This window comes from Leifsonia sp. KNZ12-8B (genome assembly GCF_056755495.1).
The window spans coordinates 1-15,984 of the sequence record NZ_JBPGXM010000004.1 but is presented as its reverse complement, the minus strand read 5'-3'; the positions used below and the strand labels follow the sequence as shown (position 1 = coordinate 15,984).

Annotated in this window: 18 protein-coding genes and 3 pseudogenes; 12 read left to right on the top strand and 9 right to left on the bottom strand. The window is 64.7% G+C overall.

Going from position 1 to position 15,984, the window contains the following annotated elements; all coding sequences use genetic code 11:
• The first annotated feature begins 147 nt into the window (after positions 1-147).
• Entirely contained in the window at positions 148-399 is a 252-nt protein-coding gene (locus ACR9ZG_RS01090; protein ID WP_481283007.1) for a hypothetical protein, read from the top strand.
• 36 nt (positions 400-435) lie between these two features.
• Here the strand turns inward: ACR9ZG_RS01090 and ACR9ZG_RS01085 are convergent.
• The 3 genes and pseudogenes from ACR9ZG_RS01085 to ACR9ZG_RS01075 all read right to left on the bottom strand — a co-directional run.
• Positions 436-804, bottom strand: a pseudogene (locus ACR9ZG_RS01085) (Rv3654c family TadE-like protein); the annotation flags it as partial.
• Positions 801-1,121: a hypothetical protein gene (locus ACR9ZG_RS01080; protein ID WP_481282971.1), complete on the bottom strand. Its 321-nt coding sequence runs from the start codon at positions 1,119-1,121 to the stop codon at positions 801-803. The gene ACR9ZG_RS01080 and the pseudogene ACR9ZG_RS01085, both read right to left, overlap by 4 nt.
• 16 nt (positions 1,122-1,137) lie before the next feature.
• A pseudogene (locus ACR9ZG_RS01075) lies at positions 1,138-1,248 on the bottom strand (DUF4244 domain-containing protein); the annotation flags it as partial.
• Between the two features lie 138 nt (positions 1,249-1,386).
• On the opposite strand from ACR9ZG_RS01075, the gene ACR9ZG_RS01070 reads away from it, so the two are divergent.
• From ACR9ZG_RS01070 to ACR9ZG_RS01060, 3 genes are all read left to right on the top strand, one after another.
• Positions 1,387-2,100: a hypothetical protein gene (locus ACR9ZG_RS01070; RefSeq protein WP_481282970.1), complete on the top strand. Its 714-nt coding sequence runs from the start codon at positions 1,387-1,389 to the stop codon at positions 2,098-2,100.
• Entirely contained in the window at positions 2,087-2,581 is a 495-nt protein-coding gene (locus ACR9ZG_RS01065) for a hypothetical protein (RefSeq protein ID WP_481282969.1), read from the top strand. The genes ACR9ZG_RS01070 and ACR9ZG_RS01065 overlap by 14 nt, the downstream gene beginning before the upstream one ends.
• 253 nt (positions 2,582-2,834) lie before the next feature.
• The gene (locus ACR9ZG_RS01060; protein WP_481282968.1) at positions 2,835-3,275 is read left to right on the top strand and encodes a hypothetical protein; all 441 of its coding nucleotides are present in this window, start codon (positions 2,835-2,837) and stop codon (positions 3,273-3,275) included.
• A 92-nt stretch (positions 3,276-3,367) separates the two neighbouring features.
• On the opposite strand, the gene ACR9ZG_RS01055 is transcribed toward ACR9ZG_RS01060, so the two are convergent.
• On the bottom strand, positions 3,368-3,583 hold the full coding sequence (locus ACR9ZG_RS01055) for a hypothetical protein (RefSeq protein ID WP_481282967.1): 216 nt from the start codon (positions 3,581-3,583) through the stop codon (positions 3,368-3,370).
• A gap of 31 nt (positions 3,584-3,614) precedes the next feature.
• Between ACR9ZG_RS01055 and ACR9ZG_RS01050 the strand changes: the two genes are divergently transcribed.
• The gene (locus ACR9ZG_RS01050) at positions 3,615-4,313 is read left to right on the top strand and encodes a hypothetical protein (protein ID WP_481282966.1); all 699 of its coding nucleotides are present in this window, start codon (positions 3,615-3,617) and stop codon (positions 4,311-4,313) included.
• A 61-nt stretch (positions 4,314-4,374) separates the two neighbouring features.
• Here the strand turns inward: ACR9ZG_RS01050 and ACR9ZG_RS01045 are convergent, their stop codons facing one another.
• A complete protein-coding gene (locus tag ACR9ZG_RS01045) occupies positions 4,375-5,223 on the bottom strand; it encodes an AbiJ-NTD4 domain-containing protein (protein ID WP_481282965.1) in 849 nt (282 codons plus the stop codon).
• Between the two features lie 92 nt (positions 5,224-5,315).
• On the opposite strand from ACR9ZG_RS01045, the gene ACR9ZG_RS01040 reads away from it, so the two are divergent.
• Together ACR9ZG_RS01040 and ACR9ZG_RS01035 are read left to right on the top strand one after the other, a co-directional pair.
• Positions 5,316-5,507: a hypothetical protein gene (locus ACR9ZG_RS01040; protein WP_481282964.1), complete on the top strand. Its 192-nt coding sequence runs from the start codon at positions 5,316-5,318 to the stop codon at positions 5,505-5,507.
• Complete coding sequence (locus tag ACR9ZG_RS01035) at positions 5,500-6,516, top strand: LPO_1073/Vpar_1526 family protein (RefSeq protein WP_481282963.1); 1,017 nt, start codon at positions 5,500-5,502, stop codon at positions 6,514-6,516. The genes ACR9ZG_RS01040 and ACR9ZG_RS01035 overlap by 8 nt, the downstream gene beginning before the upstream one ends.
• A gap of 68 nt (positions 6,517-6,584) precedes the next feature.
• Here ACR9ZG_RS01035 and ACR9ZG_RS01030 read toward each other — a convergent pair whose 3' ends face one another.
• Together ACR9ZG_RS01030 and ACR9ZG_RS01025 are read right to left on the bottom strand one after the other, a co-directional pair.
• Complete coding sequence (locus tag ACR9ZG_RS01030) at positions 6,585-7,418, bottom strand: DNA-processing protein DprA (protein WP_481282962.1); 834 nt, start codon at positions 7,416-7,418, stop codon at positions 6,585-6,587.
• 26 nt (positions 7,419-7,444) lie between these two features.
• Positions 7,445-8,257: a hypothetical protein gene (locus ACR9ZG_RS01025; RefSeq protein ID WP_481282961.1), complete on the bottom strand. Its 813-nt coding sequence runs from the start codon at positions 8,255-8,257 to the stop codon at positions 7,445-7,447.
• Positions 8,258-8,781: 524 nt separating this feature from the next.
• On the opposite strand from ACR9ZG_RS01025, the gene ACR9ZG_RS01020 reads away from it, so the two are divergent.
• From ACR9ZG_RS01020 to ACR9ZG_RS01005, 4 genes are all read left to right on the top strand, one after another.
• A complete protein-coding gene (locus ACR9ZG_RS01020; protein ID WP_481282960.1) occupies positions 8,782-10,899 on the top strand; it encodes a bifunctional DNA primase/polymerase in 2,118 nt (705 codons plus the stop codon).
• Between the two features lie 202 nt (positions 10,900-11,101).
• Positions 11,102-11,353, top strand: coding sequence for a hypothetical protein (locus tag ACR9ZG_RS01015; protein ID WP_481282959.1), 252 nt, complete (start codon positions 11,102-11,104; stop codon positions 11,351-11,353).
• 63 nt (positions 11,354-11,416) lie between these two features.
• Positions 11,417-12,037, top strand: a complete 621-nt coding sequence (locus tag ACR9ZG_RS01010) for a WhiB family transcriptional regulator (protein WP_481282958.1) — start codon at positions 11,417-11,419, stop codon at positions 12,035-12,037.
• 93 nt (positions 12,038-12,130) lie between these two features.
• Positions 12,131-12,640: a hypothetical protein gene (locus ACR9ZG_RS01005; RefSeq protein WP_481282957.1), complete on the top strand. Its 510-nt coding sequence runs from the start codon at positions 12,131-12,133 to the stop codon at positions 12,638-12,640.
• A gap of 152 nt (positions 12,641-12,792) precedes the next feature.
• On the opposite strand, the gene ACR9ZG_RS01000 is transcribed toward ACR9ZG_RS01005, so the two are convergent.
• Entirely contained in the window at positions 12,793-12,921 is a 129-nt protein-coding gene (locus tag ACR9ZG_RS01000) for a hypothetical protein (RefSeq protein WP_481282956.1), read from the bottom strand.
• A gap of 137 nt (positions 12,922-13,058) precedes the next feature.
• Between ACR9ZG_RS01000 and ACR9ZG_RS00995 the strand changes: the two are divergent.
• Positions 13,059-14,087, top strand: a pseudogene (locus tag ACR9ZG_RS00995) (recombinase family protein); the annotation flags it as partial.
• A 948-nt stretch (positions 14,088-15,035) separates the two neighbouring features.
• Here ACR9ZG_RS00995 and ACR9ZG_RS00990 read toward each other — a convergent pair.
• Positions 15,036-15,984, bottom strand: a 949-nt coding sequence (locus ACR9ZG_RS00990; RefSeq protein ID WP_481282955.1) for a type II secretion system F family protein, incomplete at its 5' end; no start/stop codon positions are given.

Genomic DNA, 15,984 nt, shown 5'->3' with positions numbered 1-15,984 from the left:
GCCCGACAGGCAAACCATACACACCTCAGCCGTCGGAGTGCCTAATCCGTACGAGTTGTTCGCGCGCGGCGCAGTGCGCCGCGTGGCAGCGCTGCACTGCGCACCGTGCACCCTTGCCACGGGGTGGGGCGCGAGGACAATGGGGGTATGGCAACGACTTCGATGACGACGTACACCGCCAAGCTGATCGACGGCCCCCTGGAGGGCAAGACCATCTCGACCGCTTTCCTCGACTCCGGAGACCCGCGTCCCCGGCTCGAGATCCCCGCCCCGTCCGGCGGCAAGAAGTACCTCTACGTCCGGGCCTCCGGCCTGGAGCGCGAGTTCGCCGCCGAAGGCCCGGGCGCCGAGCGCCCCAGCGCCGTCGGTTACCGCTACCTGGAGACGGTCTTCGACTGATCGGCCGTCCGGCGCGGCGCCGGGCGGACCCGCGCGCGCCGACGACGAGGCGCGCATCCCGAGGTACGGCAGCGACACCGTGACGGTCACCACCACCCCGTCCAGCGTGCACCGGTCGAGGGCCGCGGCGTTGGCCGAAGCGACCTGCTCCGCGACGGGACAGGGGAAGCCGGGGACGCGCCCGCTCGCCACGTCCGCCGCGGCGAGCGCCGCCAGGTCCGAGGCGGCGTCCGCACGACGGACCTGGACGAACGCTCCGGCAACGGCCAGCGACACCGCGGTGACGGAGAGCAGTAGGCCGATCACGGTGAGCACCAGCACACTTCCGGACCCCCGCTCGTGCGTGCCGGTGACATCCGTGCCCGGCGGACTCGTCGCCACGCTGTACGTTCCTGCCGCCGTCATCCCCGCTCCTCCCCCACGACGCCCTCCTCGTCGATCGCGCACTGCCGCGTGCTCACCGTGACGCCGAGTCGGCCGAGCGCCACCGCCTCGCTCGGCGCCGAGAGGGTGACGCACACCATGCCTCCCTCATGTCGCACGGAGCGGTCGGCCGGCTCGCCCGCCGTCGCGGGCACGGCCTCCCCTCGGCCCAGCTGCCGGGCTTCGCTCGCCGCGATCGCGACCAGCCGGCTCTGCTGCACGACCGCGTGAACGGCACCGAGGCACAGGGCCAGGCAGAGCAGCGCCGCGGGGAGCGCGGCGGCGAACTCGGCCGTCACGCTCCCGCGCTCGTCCTCAACCGGCGACGGTGAGCGCACGACGCACCAGGTCGGTCAGGATACCGCGCACCTCGTCGCCGCGGAGCAGCGCGACCAGCACCCCCGCGAAACCGACCGCGGCCATCGTCCCCCGGTGCTTAGTTTCCCGATCTTCTGCTTCCAGATGGACGCCCGAAAAGCGGCCTGACGGCAAGAAGCCCCGTCAGCACCGCTGCCGGGGTCCTACCCAGGGCGAAAGCCCCACCAAGGAAAAGGAAACTACGAAATGACCGCAACGAACTACGTCGAGGCGCTGCAGAAGTTCAACGCCGCCCAGAAGGCTGCAGCCACCTTCAAGGACGACAACTGGAACCACTCCGCAATCACCCGCGAGCGGGTCAACCGACTCAACCGGGCACGAGCCGAACTGCTCGCCACCCTGCCGGAGTCGCCCACCGAGGTGGACACCAGCGCGCGGAGCGCCGTGCTGTCCGGACTCCTCCCGACCAACGCCGACACGGCGGCGATCACCGCCAACGAGTGGGGCAAGGTCGAGAGGCTTCTGGGCGCGGGTCGGAACTTCGTCCGGCTCATCGAGCAGGCGGACAAGCGCCGCCTTGCGGCGATCATCGACCAGCTCCCCACCTACCTGGAGGCCCAGGGAGACGACTCCGATCAAGTGACGGCCGGGATTGTGGCGGAGGTGCAGGACCGCGTGTTCCAGCGCCTCGTGGAGCTGGGCGACGACGACGCGGTGAAGGCGCTGGAGGGCGAGACCGGCACCCGCAAGCAGGCTGCATGGGAGCGCGTCGTCCGCGAGGCGGTCGATGGCGACGTCAGCATCGAGGCGTGGTCCGACTTGAACCGCGTGGCACCCGACGAGCGCGCGACCGCGCAGGACGAGGACCCGGGTGAGGCCGCGGACATCGCCCACAAGGTTCAGGCGCTCGATGGCGTGGCGCGCAACATCAGCACGGAGGCACCCGTTGGCGCTGAGTGATGCCAAGCGTCAGGAGATTGTCGACCTCATTGATGCGGGTTGCGGACGCAACGAAGTCGCCCGTGAGGTCGGCGTCTCCGGGCGCACGGTGTCGGTGGTCGCGCAGAAGGCCGGGCTGACGTTCGATCGCGCAAAGACTTGGAAGGCCACGGAAGCCCGCCTCGCTGATGCGAAGGCACGTCGGGCCACTCTAAGCCTCGAAATGCTCGGAGATTTGGAGGAAGCCCGTCTCCGGCTGGCGGAGGCCACCGGGGCGCGCGACTTCCAGCTCACCGCGCAGGGGATGGACGCCCTGACCCGGGCCTACTCCAACATGGTCAAGCTCGACCCGGGTGATGGCGGGATGGAGGAAGCGCGCGGACTGCTCGGCACGATCATCGGTGCGATCCACACCGTTTCCGAAGGCCAGCCGCGGATGAATCCGACGATGGACGAAGGAACCGGGGAGGTGATTCCGGCAGGCACGCTTCGCGCGGTGTGACCTGTGGATAACGCGGGCGGGATTTCGGTCCCGCCCGCTAATCTCTGTCCATGCTCGACCCGCTCCACACGCCGAACTGTCCGAACTGCCTCCACCAGATGGGGGCGCGCGAATTCAAAAGCACGGTGGCGTGGTGGTGCCACAGGTGCGAGGTCGCATCCATCGTCTGAGGACAGAACGGCCCGACTAATTTCGGCACGCGCGATCGCGCTGATTTTCTCGGAAATGCAATCGCATTGAGAGGAAATCACACATGATCCGTCAAGTCATCAAGTCATCCGTCAAAGGATTCGCGATGGGCCTGCTCAGCGCACTGGCCGGAGTGGCGCTGCTTTTGGTCTGCATCACCGGGTGTTCGAGTGGCTCAGGAACTGACGCGGCCCCGAAAGCGGAGACCATCGTCAAGGCGTTCACCGACGCAGGGCTGCCCGCTGAACAGCCCCGCGACAACACCTCCAAAGGGTGGTGCGCGCCCGAGCAGTACGGGTGCAAACAGTTCTTCACAACCGAGAACGTCACCGTCATCACCGCACCCAGCAAGGACGGGATCAACCGCGCGACCACTGGCGAGAGTGCGAGTGGGTTCTATGTCTCTGAGGACGGCCGTGTGATGCTGTCGTTCCTCGCCCAGGGCACGCCCGATGAGCTGAAGGCCAAGTACGAGAAGGCGCTCGAAACGTATCTGACTAGATAGCAAGATCGACCAGCGGCGGCGGGGAGGCAAGCCGACCGCCGTCTGGTCGATCCTCACGCGTGAGGCGTTGGCCCCCTCGGGGGCTTTGACCGTCATTTCGGACGGCCGCGGCGGGGCCGCCGCTTTCCCCGCTTCACGATGAAGTCGTGGATCTTTTCGGGCGGTGCCCCCTCTTCTTTGAGGAGGTTCACCCAACCGCGGGTGACTTCTATGTGCGAGTAGCCGCTCGCGAGGATGGCAAGCGCCGCCAAAAGAATCAGCACCACTGCCCCGATGATCGGGCCGTACTGACCGATGAGTAGCAACATGCCGCCTCCTTGATTTGGGCATACTTGCGCCTTGCAAGTAATGGGCCCGTATCGCGGATTACACGGCTATGTCGCCTCCATTCTTTTGTCGAGTGGGGTATCTTTCTACACCGACCTGGTTCTCGAAGTCAACAATTTCTTGAAGATTCGTCGCTTCCATCTTCGCGGCAAGGAGGTTCGTCTTGCGGCCTGGCCCAATAGGATGACGCGCATGAAAACACCCGGCCCACTCGGATACAACTCCAACCGTGACCGGCCCTATCTAATCCGAGGCCGGGACGACGTAAACAACTCCCGGGAGCAAGCCTTCATGGTCGAGATGTGGCGAGAGGAGGCAAGCGCAAATGCATGGGACTGGTTCCGTTACGACAGATTGGTTGGTTCCCAAATCCACCTAAGCGCCATCCTGATCGAGGAGCAACGGCTGGCCGAAGCCGGCACAACCCTGGATGAGGCGCTCAACCTACTGCGCGTCTTCGCACCGACACACCCCGGGAGCGCGGCACTCAAGGATGAAAACCGCGTGCTCGAATCTATTTGCCTTTACAACGGTGCTGTGCTGTTCCTGGAGAACGGCGCACGCTCATCTGGCCCAGACAAGCGCCCACTGGGTATGAACCTGCTGCGAGAAGCGTTGAACATTCACGACTCGGCGCGCGGGGCCGTGCGTGAAACTGAGCTCTTCACAAGGACGGACGATGCACTGGCACGAGTGAGGGAGCTTGCGTAGCAACGATCCTGTGGGCCGGTTTCTGGTTACCCCTCGCGCGTGAGCGGTTACCTAAATCCGGTCATGTCAGCAGTCCTGTCTTGCGCCCTGCTTCTATGAGGTAGGACACGAACGCCGAGCAGGTGACCAGCATGTACTTCGCGATCGCTTGGTCTGCGTCCGCCGCTTCGATCCCGGCGTGGCGGATGCCGTCGGCGTCGGATGTCCAGCCGTACATCTTTGACCATGCCTCCCTGAGCGCGGGATGGATGGTCAGGCCTGCGGCCTCCAGCTTTTTGAGGCCCGCCCCTAGCTGGCCTTCGCCGGTGACCTTCTTCACTACCGCCTCGACAGCAGAAATCGACTCCTTGATCGAATTCGGGTAGTCCGGTGATTGCCTATCTGCCAGCAACTCGACGGCACGGGTCAGGCTGTGGCGAGCGCCCGCGAGTTGGTCCGCGTCTGAGATTGCCTTCTCCACGGCTGATGCTTCCTCCGCGGAATCGACGGGTGTAATTTCCAAGCCGACAAACCTGTAACCCACGAGGAAGTGCTCGAAGCGCTCGTTGAACGCTTGCGGTATCGCCGTGAGCATTGGCAGAGTTCGAGAATCCTTGTATCGGTCGAGGTACTTGACTACGTCCTCGATGACATCCATCGCTTCGTTCCAGTCGTGATCGAGGATGTGATCCTTGATTTGACGGTAGATGGCCGAGTCATACCCGCGCTCGTCGCGAGGTTGTTTTAGCGTCCACATCCAGATTGCATCGAGGATCTTCTTTTCAGCATCGCCAGCGTCTCGATTGAGAAATATCTGGCGCATTCCGACGACGACGTTCCAAAGTTCCACCCGGGTCTCGTGGTCAAGACTCTCCCTCTGGATAAGAGTGCGGACTTCTTTGTAGTTGTGCCGTTCGGAGAATGACGCCATGCCCCAAGCGTACTGAGCGCGACCGACCGTACTGAGCTTCTTCGGGGGACCGAAACCCCCGGGAGAAGCCCGCCCAGGGCTAGGCTGCGGGCATGGATGGCTGGGGCTGGGCGTTCAGCGGTATCGGTGCAACCGTCGTCGGCGTGGTGCTTGCGTGGTTGATCACCAAACGCAGCAAGGACAGTAGGCGCGTAATGAAGCAGCGCGGCGGTCGGGGCTCCACCAACATTCAAGTAGGTCGCGACTTGCGCTCTAGCGATGGGACCAAAGGCGACGATGAGTGACAGGCTTAGCCAACGAGGGGGTGCCAACAGCACCAATATTCAAGCGCAGACCGTCGTCGTTGGCGTCTCCTATCAGGATATGCGCGACATCGCTCGGGACGTATTTCGCGACAACTTCTTGGCCTTACGGGACATGGCTAAGGCCACAGCTGAGGAGCGGGCTGGTGCCTTGATAGACAAGGTCATCGAGCAACTGCACGCGGAATTCGGTACTCCCCCTGAAACGGTTGCCGAACCGGGGGTTCAGTCCGCGATATTCGAGGCGCAACGAGCATATGCGTTAACCGGTGAGCAGGACCTCGCGGATGTCCTGGTCAGACTGCTAGTCGATAGAACCAAGCAGGACGCGCGTCAGCTTGAGCAGGTCGTTCTGCAACAGGCTCTGGAGGTAGTCCCTAAGCTCACTACGCCACAGATCCACACGTTGGCGGTGCTGTTTCTGGTCTTGCGGGCTCACTTCGCAAATGATGAGGGTCTTCTCGCCGCGTCCCCCGTGCGGCATATTTCAGGTTTGCTGGACGGCGTGCCGCCAGTGGCCCTTACTGCGGGCGATTTTCACTACCTCAGCAACGTAGGGTGCATTTCCACCGTACCGGTGCAGAGCGCGAACCTTGGCGGGTTGTTCAGGTCCATGTACCCGGGTCTGTTCAGCCGAGGAATCGACTTGGCGGCGATACCTGACCGGCTGCGGCCGGCCTTTTGGAACATGGATGGGAGAGCTTTCCCCAGATGGGACCGATCGGAGCTGATGGCTGCAGCTGCTGGATTAGGCATCGAAGACCAGGAGCCCGTTCTGCGCAGTCTCATCTCAGAAGCAGAGATGTCCGATGATGAAGCGCGCGCTTTTGTCCTCGCCGAGCTTTCTCCTCGTGCAAGTGAGATTCTTCTGGGGCTCGAACAGTTTCTTCAGTTGCGTACCTCGCTGACGTTGACTGGAGTTGCTATCGGTCACGCTGACGTTCAGCAGTGGTCGGATTTCCAAGCTCCGTTGTCGCTCTTCGTTAGCTAGTGAGCGAGCATTCTTGGAGCTATGTTGCGCTCCGTCCGAGGGGGCAGGCGTGCGAGCAGCGCGAGAGGTCAGAACAGCGGAGGTGCGCTTTCTGGCGTGGGCGTTGAAAGCCGGTCGAGGATCGCATGCAGCGATGATGGGGTACGAACTGGTGTGGCTCCGTCCCCGAGAAGCTTCCGATTCCCCGCTGGAGTCTCGTCGCCAAAGTCCACTACGAGAACAGGTCGACCCAGCTTCATCGCGCCCTCGCCTGCTGCCAGAGTCCCGCCCTTCTCGCCTGCCTCGATCACTACGAGAGCCTTGGATAGCCCGTATATGATGCTGTTCCTCGCCATGGCCGCGTGCGCTTGCCAGGTCTGGCTAGGGGCGAATTGAGATAAGACAAGAGTCCGCTCGGGATCGAAGTCCTTTGCGAAGTCCCGCTTGACGCGAAAGTAGTCCATGCCTTCCGCAAGGACGATGACGGTGCTGCCGCCCGTTTTCAGGGCGGCGAGGTGAGTTGCGGTGTCAACGCCCTTTGCATAGCCCGACACGATGGTGAGGTTCCGGCTACTGACGGCGACGCCGCACCGCTCCGCTGCCTCCAGGCCCTTGACTGAGACGTTGCGGGAGCCGCACATGCCCACCCCATCCGCGTAGAGAAGGTCCTTATTGCCTTTGTAGAAGATGATCGGCATCAGCGGCCGGCCATTGTGGACCAGCGACTCTGGGAAGTCGTCTTCGCCGAAGATGACGGCTCCGATGCCGTCGTCTTCCATGCGCCGCGCTTTATTGGCGACATCGACCTGAGTAGCGTGATCGAGGCCCTCCAGTGCCTCTTCAAGAGCCTGCCGACCGCCTTGCTTGATCGCGGCGGTGATGCGGGCTGGAGTCTTGAGCGCCTCGAAGGCGCCCAGAGCCAAGTCAACTGTCCTCGTTATCGTCACATTCATTTCCGTAGAGTTCTCGTCGCAGTGAGGGTCATGACTTCTGTGGCCCCGGCGCGGCGAGCTGCCTTCGCTGCTGCGTCGAGCGTTGCTCCAGTATGGAACACGTCGTCAATGATGATGATCGGTTCGTTGATTCTCTGTGAGAGTGTGAACTCGTCGCTGAGGTCCCGCTGACCAGCCTCCTTCTGCTCCGGTCGAGGACCCGCTGCCGTCATCTCGATGTAAGTCTTGTCCGTCGCCTTTGCTACTGCCCGGGCAAGCTGCTCACCGAAGCTATTGCCATCAGCGTTGTGCCCAGGAGGCGAAGTGATCACCTTGCTCCAGGCGTAGAACGGGTGGCGACGGATGAATTCAGCCATGGACGCGATCAGCTCGCGCCAGGCCTGCCGGGATCCCGAGCCGCTGGGGTACTTGGCGTACTTGGTGAACTGGATCCGTCGGCCCATGTCCGTATTGACGAGGTAACCCTCGTCGTTCTGCTCCTTGTGCCAGTCCACCGACATGCCAATATTGATGCCCTCGCGGCTGCCCAGAGTAACCGCGTCGATCAACAGATCGAGAAATGGGGGGAGGTAGTCGGGCACGCCCCCGGGGAAACGGAGGGCATGGGTCCAATCCTGCAGCCCCTTCGGAGTCAATTTCGACTCGTAACAAGCGTCGCCCATCAGAGCGACCACCTGGGCGAAGTGCTCCTCAGCACAGCACAGCAGCAATGACTGCTCCCCGTTGCCTCTGTCCTTGATGGCGTAGCTCTTCAGCTTGGTGCCGCGCGCATCCGGGCTGAACGGCGGGAAGTTCCAGACGATCGTCATTTTGGGTCCATGTCCTTGTTGTTCTTGAGGATATTTTCAGCCTCTGACACTCGATCTTTCCTCAGCGACGGGCAGAAAGGTCTACCCCAGTTCCGGGTACTGAGCCGCTTGCTCGCCCAGATTGTGCGCCTGTGTCACAGCATGATTTCGTGGTGGGGCGGATGTGAGACCCCGCTCGCCTGATTGCAGATGAAGCCCCTGGTGTTCCGGCGCTGGGGGCTTCGTCATGTCCGCGACGCGTCCGGAAGGGGCGGACTTGTTGCGAGATACACGTGTGTGCTTAGATCGGCCCCGCAATCAGGTGAGCGGTTTTTCGGACCTAACAGCCCCGTCGGTAATGCTTCGGGTGAGGCCGCTCATGACGATCTGGCAGGTAGGTTCCACCCGCTGGCTTCTCCTTCGGAGGCCAGCGTGCGCACAAGCGCCGACTTTTTACCTGCACAACTCCCTGAAGATTCCGTAGAGCGTCTGCTGACGCTACTGTTCGGAGACGACGAGGCAACCGCTGAGGCGGTGGCCGACAGGTGAGGCTGGCGGACTTCAACAGCAGCCCGAGCAGCCCATCACGACTTACTGCGGCTCTTCACCTGGCACAGGGCGGATACCACGTCTTCCCGCTGCGACCGAATGCCAAGACGCCACTCACCCGCCACGGCTTCCACGACGCGACCACCGACCTGAGCCAGATCAGCGACTGGTGGACCCGCCATCCGAACGCCAACATCGGCATCGCCTGTGGTGCGTCCGGCATCATCGTGGCTGACCTTGATGTGAAGAACGGTGTGAACGGGCCGGGCAACTGGACAGCGCTCGTCCATGGTGTTGACCATCAACCGGCTTTCACCGTTTCCACGCCGAGCGGTGGCACACATCTGATCTGGCGCGGAACCGGCGTGAACAGCAGTAACGGTGAGGTTGCACCTGGAGTCGACATCAAGGCGCAGGGCGGCTACATCGTCGCGCCCGGCTCCGAGATCAACGGCGTTGCATACCGGACGAGCGAGGGACTGCCGCTCCCACGAATCGAAGACATGCCGCCGGCCTCAGAGGGTCTGATGGCTGTCCAAGCTTCGCGCAAGGCCGTCGAGCGTCCCGCGAAGAACGAAGCCACGCTGGGTACCACCGTCCCCATGGGAAACCTGCTCTCCGAGCTGCTGGCCGAGCCTGCGGCCCACGGGTCGCGGAACAACTGGCTGGCCGAGGTCGCCGGGCACTACGCCTCTCGACACCGTGGCGAGTGCGACCTCTACGAGCGCCACGTCCAGATCGCGAACGGCCTGCTCGCTGAGCCGCTCGATGAGGCTGAATTCAGCAAGACGCTGTGGTCGATCTGGAACGCCGAGCAGGCCAAGCCGCAGACCGTCACCGAGGACGACCACGCGAAGGCAGTGGCGGCATCGGTCGAGCGGAAACGGGTCGAGCACGAAGCGCGAATCGAGTTCGCGCTGTGGCAGGCCGAGCAAGACCCAGCACAGCCGTTCGACGCCGGTTCGCTCCGCGACATCCTCGCCCGCCCAGCCGATGACGCATATCGAGTCGAGGGGCTGATCCCGGCCGAGAGTTCGACGGTCATCATGGCGAAGCGCAAGACCGGCAAGACGACGTTCAACCTGAACCTGGCCCGGGCGCTGCTGTTGGGTGGCGAGTTCCTCGGCATGTTCACCACCCATCCCCTGGGTGGCAACGTCGCGATCCTGAACTTCGAGGTCACCGGCCGACAGCTCGCAAGCTGGGCGGCAGACATCGGAGTGCCCGACGACCGGCTGTACCTGGTGAACCTGCGCGGACGGCGGAACCCGCTGACCCACCCCGCCGACCGTGCGGAACTCGCGGCCCAGTTGAAGGCGCAGAACGTCGAGGCCCTGTTCGTGGACCCGTTCGGGCGGGCGTTTTCGGGGAACCAGAACGACGCTGGCGAGGTCAGCGCCTGGCTTGTGGACCTGGACACGTTCGCACGGTCGGAGGTCGGGGCCACCGAGTTGATCCTGAACGTCCACGCTGGCTGGAACGGCGACCGCTCGCGCGGATCATCGGCTCTGGAGGACTGGCCGGACAGCATCATCCGGCTCACCACCAAGGACGACGACGAGAACGGTTCACGCTTCCTGTCGGCACTCGGCCGAGACGTGGACGTTCCGGAGGACGAACTGCACTTCGACCCGACCACACGCCTGCTGTCGCTCACGGGGGCAGGCTCACGTCGAAGCAAGCGCACCGAGCAGAAGATCGACTCCCTGGTCGATCCGGTCGTCGCCATCGTCGAGTCCAGCCCGGGGATCAAGAGCACCGAGGTCAGCCTGCGACTGCGGTCGGCGGGCGTCTCGTTCCAGAAAGGTGCTGAGACGAAGGCCCTGGCGGCAGCAGTTACGACAGGTCGAGTGGTGGTCGTGCCAGGTGCTCGGAATGCCAAACGGTACTACCCAGCCGGGATGTCTCTCGGGGTTCCTCTGGACGGAATCTCCCCGGACCTCCCCGCACATAATCTCCCCGCAACTTCCCCGCGCTCTCTGCCGCGTCGTGACGGGATCTCCCCGAATCTCCCCGAGCCTCCCCGCGAGTCTCCCCCTGAATCTCCCCGCCCCTTCAAAAGGGGCGGGGACATGGGGACATTCCGGGAGACAGCAGCGACGGAGGACTTCTGATGCCCACACCTGACTGGCTCGCACAGAACCAAGATGCGATCGAGCACCTCCCGCTCGTGAGCGGCAAGACACCTGAGTGCGCAGTGGTCGCATGCACGAGGACGGTACACGCCCGCGGCTTGTGCAAGGCCCACTTCCACCGAGCACGGCGCCTGTTCGACCCGACATACACCGACGCCAGGACACGACGAAAGGACAACTCATGAATAAGCACGAGAAGGCGACAGCCGAACGGCTGAGCCTCATCAGCTGGCAAGAGGGGGCACTGGACGCCGATTTCAGTCGAGCCGTGGCGGAACTGGAAGAGGCGGCACACGCCCTCGACTTCACTGACGGCGACGAGACGCTCGTCCGCCTGCGCGACGCGCTCCGCAGGTTCGACCTGCTGAACCGGGCCGTCGAGCTGCTGGGCGACATGGCCGACTTCGAGCGCGAACTGGAGGCCCGAGCATGAGTCATCTGGGCCGGCTCAGCGACGGCTTCCGCGGGGGTCGCCGGTCCCCAGAAGGGTTTTCCGATGAGTGACACCGCAGACGGTATTCAGGCGAAGCGCTGCAGCGGGTGTCAACGCGAACTGCCGATCACCAAGTTCCGTCTGCGCAGACCTGATCGTGAGTGGCGGAACAGCAAGTGCAAGACCTGCGTGAGCAGGCGGGCGTACCAGCGGAAGCGGGAGAAGGCCCAAGAGGCGAAGCGCGAGGCCGGGCGGAAGGCGAGAGCACAGCAGAAGCCGCGCAGCTTGAAGGAAAGGCCACGGGAGTTCGACGCGGCACGCGCGGCGGCTCACCGGCAGCTGCTCGCAGCGGTGCGAGTCAACCTCGCGGCGGGCCTCCGTGTTCCGTGCATCCAGAACCCAGAGGGCGGCTGGACCTCCGGTGACTCAGAGGCGGCCGTTCGCGCGGCTGAACTGTGTGAGTCCTGTCCTGCCCTCACTGCTTGTCGCGCCTACGTCGAGGCGCACCCCGAGCCTGTGGGTGTCTGGGCAGGTCTCACCGTGAAGGCCAGAACCTCGTGGGGGAAAACCAATTGTGACCAGCATTTTTGCTGTGATTTTCTGGAAATGCAATCGAGAGAGGACAACCACCGTGAGACTCATAATCGGACTAGTTCGGCATCTGCCGACCCTCATCCGCCTTGACCAGCAAGCGCGCCGCGCCGGGGTTCTCACATCTGATCGGCGAGCCGACTTCTGGGGCAACTTCGGTGCCCTGGAAGCAGCGCGGACGGGGGCATGGTGATGGCCCCGAAGCTCAACCCCGAACTCTCCCTCCTCGCCCTCAGCTACCACGTCGCCCTCGACGGCGACCTCGAACCATGGGAACTGACCCTGCCAAACGCGCGTCGACCCGAACCGGCGATCGTGCTTGCTCCCAAGTCAGCCGGGGACTGCGTCAACAGCGCGATCCTCACCGCCGCGAAGGCGCTTGGGATCGAGCTTCCGGATACCAATCCCTTCTTCGATCTGCGTCTGTACGACGGCCCCAACTTGGTCGCCACCACGCACCTTCCTGAGGAGCAGTGGCGGAAGCTCTACTGGGCCACGGTCGAGTACATCAAGACCGGCAACCTCCCCGTCAACGAGAACACCAGGCGGTGCCCCGGCTGCGGCTTCCAAAAGTTGGTCACAAGCTTCTACCTCCGTAGAAAGAACAGCCCGACCCGCCAGGCGTACTGCTCGCAGTGCATGACGCAGCGCAGGCACGCGAGGCGCGTCCGCGAACGGATTGAAGGAAACCAATGAGTCTCGCCATCGGAAAACGGATCAGCGGACGGTACGACGCCACGCCCGCTGCTGTTCTTGAGTCCCTCCGGAGTGGTGCGCTACGTTGTGCGGACAGCAAGAACGGGGACTCGTCTGCGAAACGAGCCCCCGCCTCTCAGGTCACCCCATCGTCATTTACCGGACTTCTTGGTGACCGTCGTCTTGTACGTCGTGTTCGGACGGGCCTTCGCGGTGTTTGCACTGACGAACTGCCCGTTCGACGCGCTCTTGAACACCGTCTGTTTCGTGCTCTTAGCCATGATTCTGCTCTCCTTCCCGCCGACCCTGCCGGGCTTTCCGACGATCGCGGCAGCTTACACACTGCCATCGGAACCACTACATGTAGTGTTCGACACGCGCGGCGCGCCGAATATGTAGCCAATGCCGGAGGTGCCCGATGAAAAGCGCTATAAGGGCAGCCATTTACACCCGGGTGAGCACCGCCGACCAGATCGAGAACACCTCGCTCAGCGAGCAACGGGAAGTCTGCCTGCGCGAGATTGAGCGACGCGGGTGGACCCTCATTGACGAGTACGAGGACGCCGGGGTCTCCGGGACCCGTGAGGACCGCCCCGCATGGCAGCGAATGCTGACGGACGCCAAGAGCAACAAGCTCGACGCCCTCGTCGTCCTTAACATCTCGCGGTTCTCGCGTGTGTCACACCACGCCATCGAGCAGTCACAACGGCTCCTCGACATGGGTGTCTCGCTCGTCTCGATCCAGGAAAACTTCGACCTCTCGACACCCGCAGGACGGGCGATGTTCGGCATGTCTGCGATCTTCGCCCAGCTCGACCGAGAGCAGATCGTGGCGAAGACCGTTGCGGGTCAGCGCGCGAAGGGGCGAAATGGGCAGTGGCCCGGAGGCCAGCCGCCCTACGGATGGCAGCTTGAAGGCTCCAAGCGCGATGCACGACCGGTGCCCGAACCGCGGGAGCGGGATGTGCTGGCAACCGCATACGAGTTGCTTGTCAAGAAGCGCCTCACAGCGGGTCAGGTGTCCGACCGTTTGAATGACATGGGCCTCACGCCGCGGAAGGCTGGACGCTGGAACCCCGAGGTTCTTCGCCGCGTTCTCGCGAACCCCGTCATGCACACCGGCAAGGTCATGTGGGGTGCACCCGAATCCGGGTCGATGTACAAGCGAAGCCACCACACGAAGCTCGACCGCAATGGCAAGCCAGTCTACGGCGATCCGATCGAACTGCAGCTTCCCGAACCTCCCTTCACGCTCCAACAGCACAACGCAGTCATCCGCGCGCTTACCCACCGAAGCACCCGCGGAATGTCGGCAGCGCCGAAGACCCAGATGCTCTCGACGCGTCTCGTGGGTGAGTGTGGCGCGCACTACATCGGCGTGAGCATCGCGGCGAAGGACTACGACGTGTACCGCTGCTCCGGTCGGAAGCACATCAAGGGGGCCGACAAGTGCCGGTGCAAGCAGGTGCAGTCGCAAGCGATCGACGCTCGGGTGTGGGCTGAGGTGGTGAAGCTGCTGGGCGACCCAGCCCGGCTCGAAGCGATGGCTCGTCAGTGGCTGGAAGTTCCCGAGCAGAGCGACGACCTGACCGAGCGCGCAGTGGCCGGGATCGAGAAGGACATCGCCAAGCTGGAGCGCGGCCGTTCCAACGCGAGCCGAGAGCTGCTGCTGGCCGACAACCCTGAGCCGCTCCGCGAGGCGCTCGCGGACATCGAGCGAGAGCTTGACGAGTTGAAAAATCGGCGAGCCGCATACGCCGCTCTGCAAGCCTCGGCGACCGATAAGGCGCAGAAGCTCACTGACCTGGCGCGACTCGCTGAGAGGGCCAAGGGAATGCTGGAGAGCATGCCCGCCGACCAGCGCCGGGAGGTCATCGAAATCCTGGACATCCGCGTGGCGATGTTCGGTGGCATCAGCGGCTCGGAGCCTGAGTCCATCCGCATCACGGGCCAGATCGACCCGCGTCTGTTCGACGATGGCTCTGCCAGCAACTCCGCAGAGGATGTGGGTCCCCGACCCAGTTCTCCGACCTCGGGAAACCAAGACACGGGGCACCCTCGTCCCCAGTCGTCTGGTTACTCGGTTCAGGGAAACCCGAGCGCAGGGGAGGATCGTGGTCATCGCGTACTCCGCCGTGGTCGCGCCGCCCTCCTCGCGGACCAGCCTCAGCAGGAGGTGCCCACCGCCGCCGTCAACGGTGCCGACGGCGACGCGGCCGACGCTGACGCCGACGCACTCGCCGCTGCCACCCCTCCGGTTGCCGGCTCGCCCCGGTGCGATCGCGCTCGTTCTGCTCATCATCGGACTCCCCTCTCGAGCCGCGCGGTGCGGCTCTCCTCCATGGTCGTCGGGGGGCGACGGCGGCGGAGCGGCGGCGAGGAATCAGTGGAGAAGTCAGGTGAGGAAGCCGCTTGTGGAGAAGAGGAGAGCCAGCACCACCGGCACCACGCCGAGCAGGAGGAACGCCGGAAGCACGCACACGGCCAGCGGGACCATCAGGCGCACGCCGAGGCGCGCCGCATCGGCCCGCGCCCGGGCTCGCGCCGTACGCCGTTCGCGGCGGGCGGCGGAGCGGAGCAGCTCGCCGGCGGGGGCGCCGGCCCGTTCCGCGATCCGGAGCACCCGCTCGACCGCCGGGCCGTCCGTGTGCGACGCCCGCAGGCGTCCGAGCACGTCGGCTGCGAGGCGACGGGATGCGGACACCGAGAGCCCCGCATCGAGCCCGATGGCGACGAGGTCGTGCAGCTCTCCCGGCAGCCGGGTCTCGTGCGCGGCACGACGGATCAGCGCCCGCGTCCACAGCCGCCCGGCGAGCGTCAGCCCCGCGCCCAGCAGCAGGACCGCCGCACCGAGCGGCGAGCGCGTGAGCGCGGACGGCACGTCGACGCCGAGCGCGACGGCCAGTGCGACGCCGACGAGAGGCAGCCAGCCGACGATGCGCGCGGTCGAGCGCGGACCGCTCAGCGCGACCTCCACCTCTCGAACGGCATCGGCCCGGTCGTGCAAGGCGGATGCGGCGCCGTGCAGCGAGGGCGCGAGCGCGGCGCCGGCCTCGGTCGCCGCCAGCCACACCGCGGCGAGGGGGACGAGCGCCCGCGCGTCGGGTCCGCGGGCCGCCGCGAGCGCCGTGGTCGGCGGCGTCCCATCGACGAGACGGGCCGCCAGGCGCCGCAGGGCAGGCAGCTCCGCCTCTTCCAGCACCAGCTCCCATGCGGAGGCGGGACCGACCCCGGCATCGAGCAGGGCCGCCAGCCCCTCCGCCGCGTCCGCCAGCGCGTCAGCCGCTGCGGCGCGCGCTGCGAGGCCGTCGCGGAAGGTCTCCGGCCGGCGCACCCTCATGGGC

What these genes read in the sequence shown, in the direction of transcription:
- ACR9ZG_RS01040 (WP_481282964.1), top strand. Translation starts at nt 5,316, where the DNA reads ATGGATGGCTGGGGCTGGGCGTTCAGCGGTATCGGTGCAACCGTCGTC.
- ACR9ZG_RS01070 (WP_481282970.1), top strand. Translation starts at nt 1,387, where the DNA reads ATGACCGCAACGAACTACGTCGAGGCGCTGCAGAAGTTCAACGCCGCC.
- ACR9ZG_RS01000 (WP_481282956.1), bottom strand. Translation starts at nt 12,921, where the DNA reads ATGGCTAAGAGCACGAAACAGACGGTGTTCAAGAGCGCGTCGAACGGG.
- ACR9ZG_RS01055 (WP_481282967.1), bottom strand. Translation starts at nt 3,583, where the DNA reads ATGTTGCTACTCATCGGTCAGTACGGCCCGATCATCGGGGCAGTGGTG.
- ACR9ZG_RS01025 (WP_481282961.1), bottom strand. Translation starts at nt 8,257, where the DNA reads ATGACGATCGTCTGGAACTTCCCGCCGTTCAGCCCGGATGCGCGCGGC.
- ACR9ZG_RS01090 (WP_481283007.1), top strand. Translation starts at nt 148, where the DNA reads ATGGCAACGACTTCGATGACGACGTACACCGCCAAGCTGATCGACGGC.
- ACR9ZG_RS01045 (WP_481282965.1), bottom strand. Translation starts at nt 5,223, where the DNA reads ATGGCGTCATTCTCCGAACGGCACAACTACAAAGAAGTCCGCACTCTT.
- ACR9ZG_RS01005 (WP_481282957.1), top strand. Translation starts at nt 12,131, where the DNA reads ATGGTGATGGCCCCGAAGCTCAACCCCGAACTCTCCCTCCTCGCCCTC.
- ACR9ZG_RS01015 (WP_481282959.1), top strand. Translation starts at nt 11,102, where the DNA reads ATGAATAAGCACGAGAAGGCGACAGCCGAACGGCTGAGCCTCATCAGC.
- ACR9ZG_RS01010 (WP_481282958.1), top strand. Translation starts at nt 11,417, where the DNA reads ATGAGTGACACCGCAGACGGTATTCAGGCGAAGCGCTGCAGCGGGTGT.
- ACR9ZG_RS01060 (WP_481282968.1), top strand. Translation starts at nt 2,835, where the DNA reads ATGATCCGTCAAGTCATCAAGTCATCCGTCAAAGGATTCGCGATGGGC.
- ACR9ZG_RS01035 (WP_481282963.1), top strand. Translation starts at nt 5,500, where the DNA reads ATGAGTGACAGGCTTAGCCAACGAGGGGGTGCCAACAGCACCAATATT.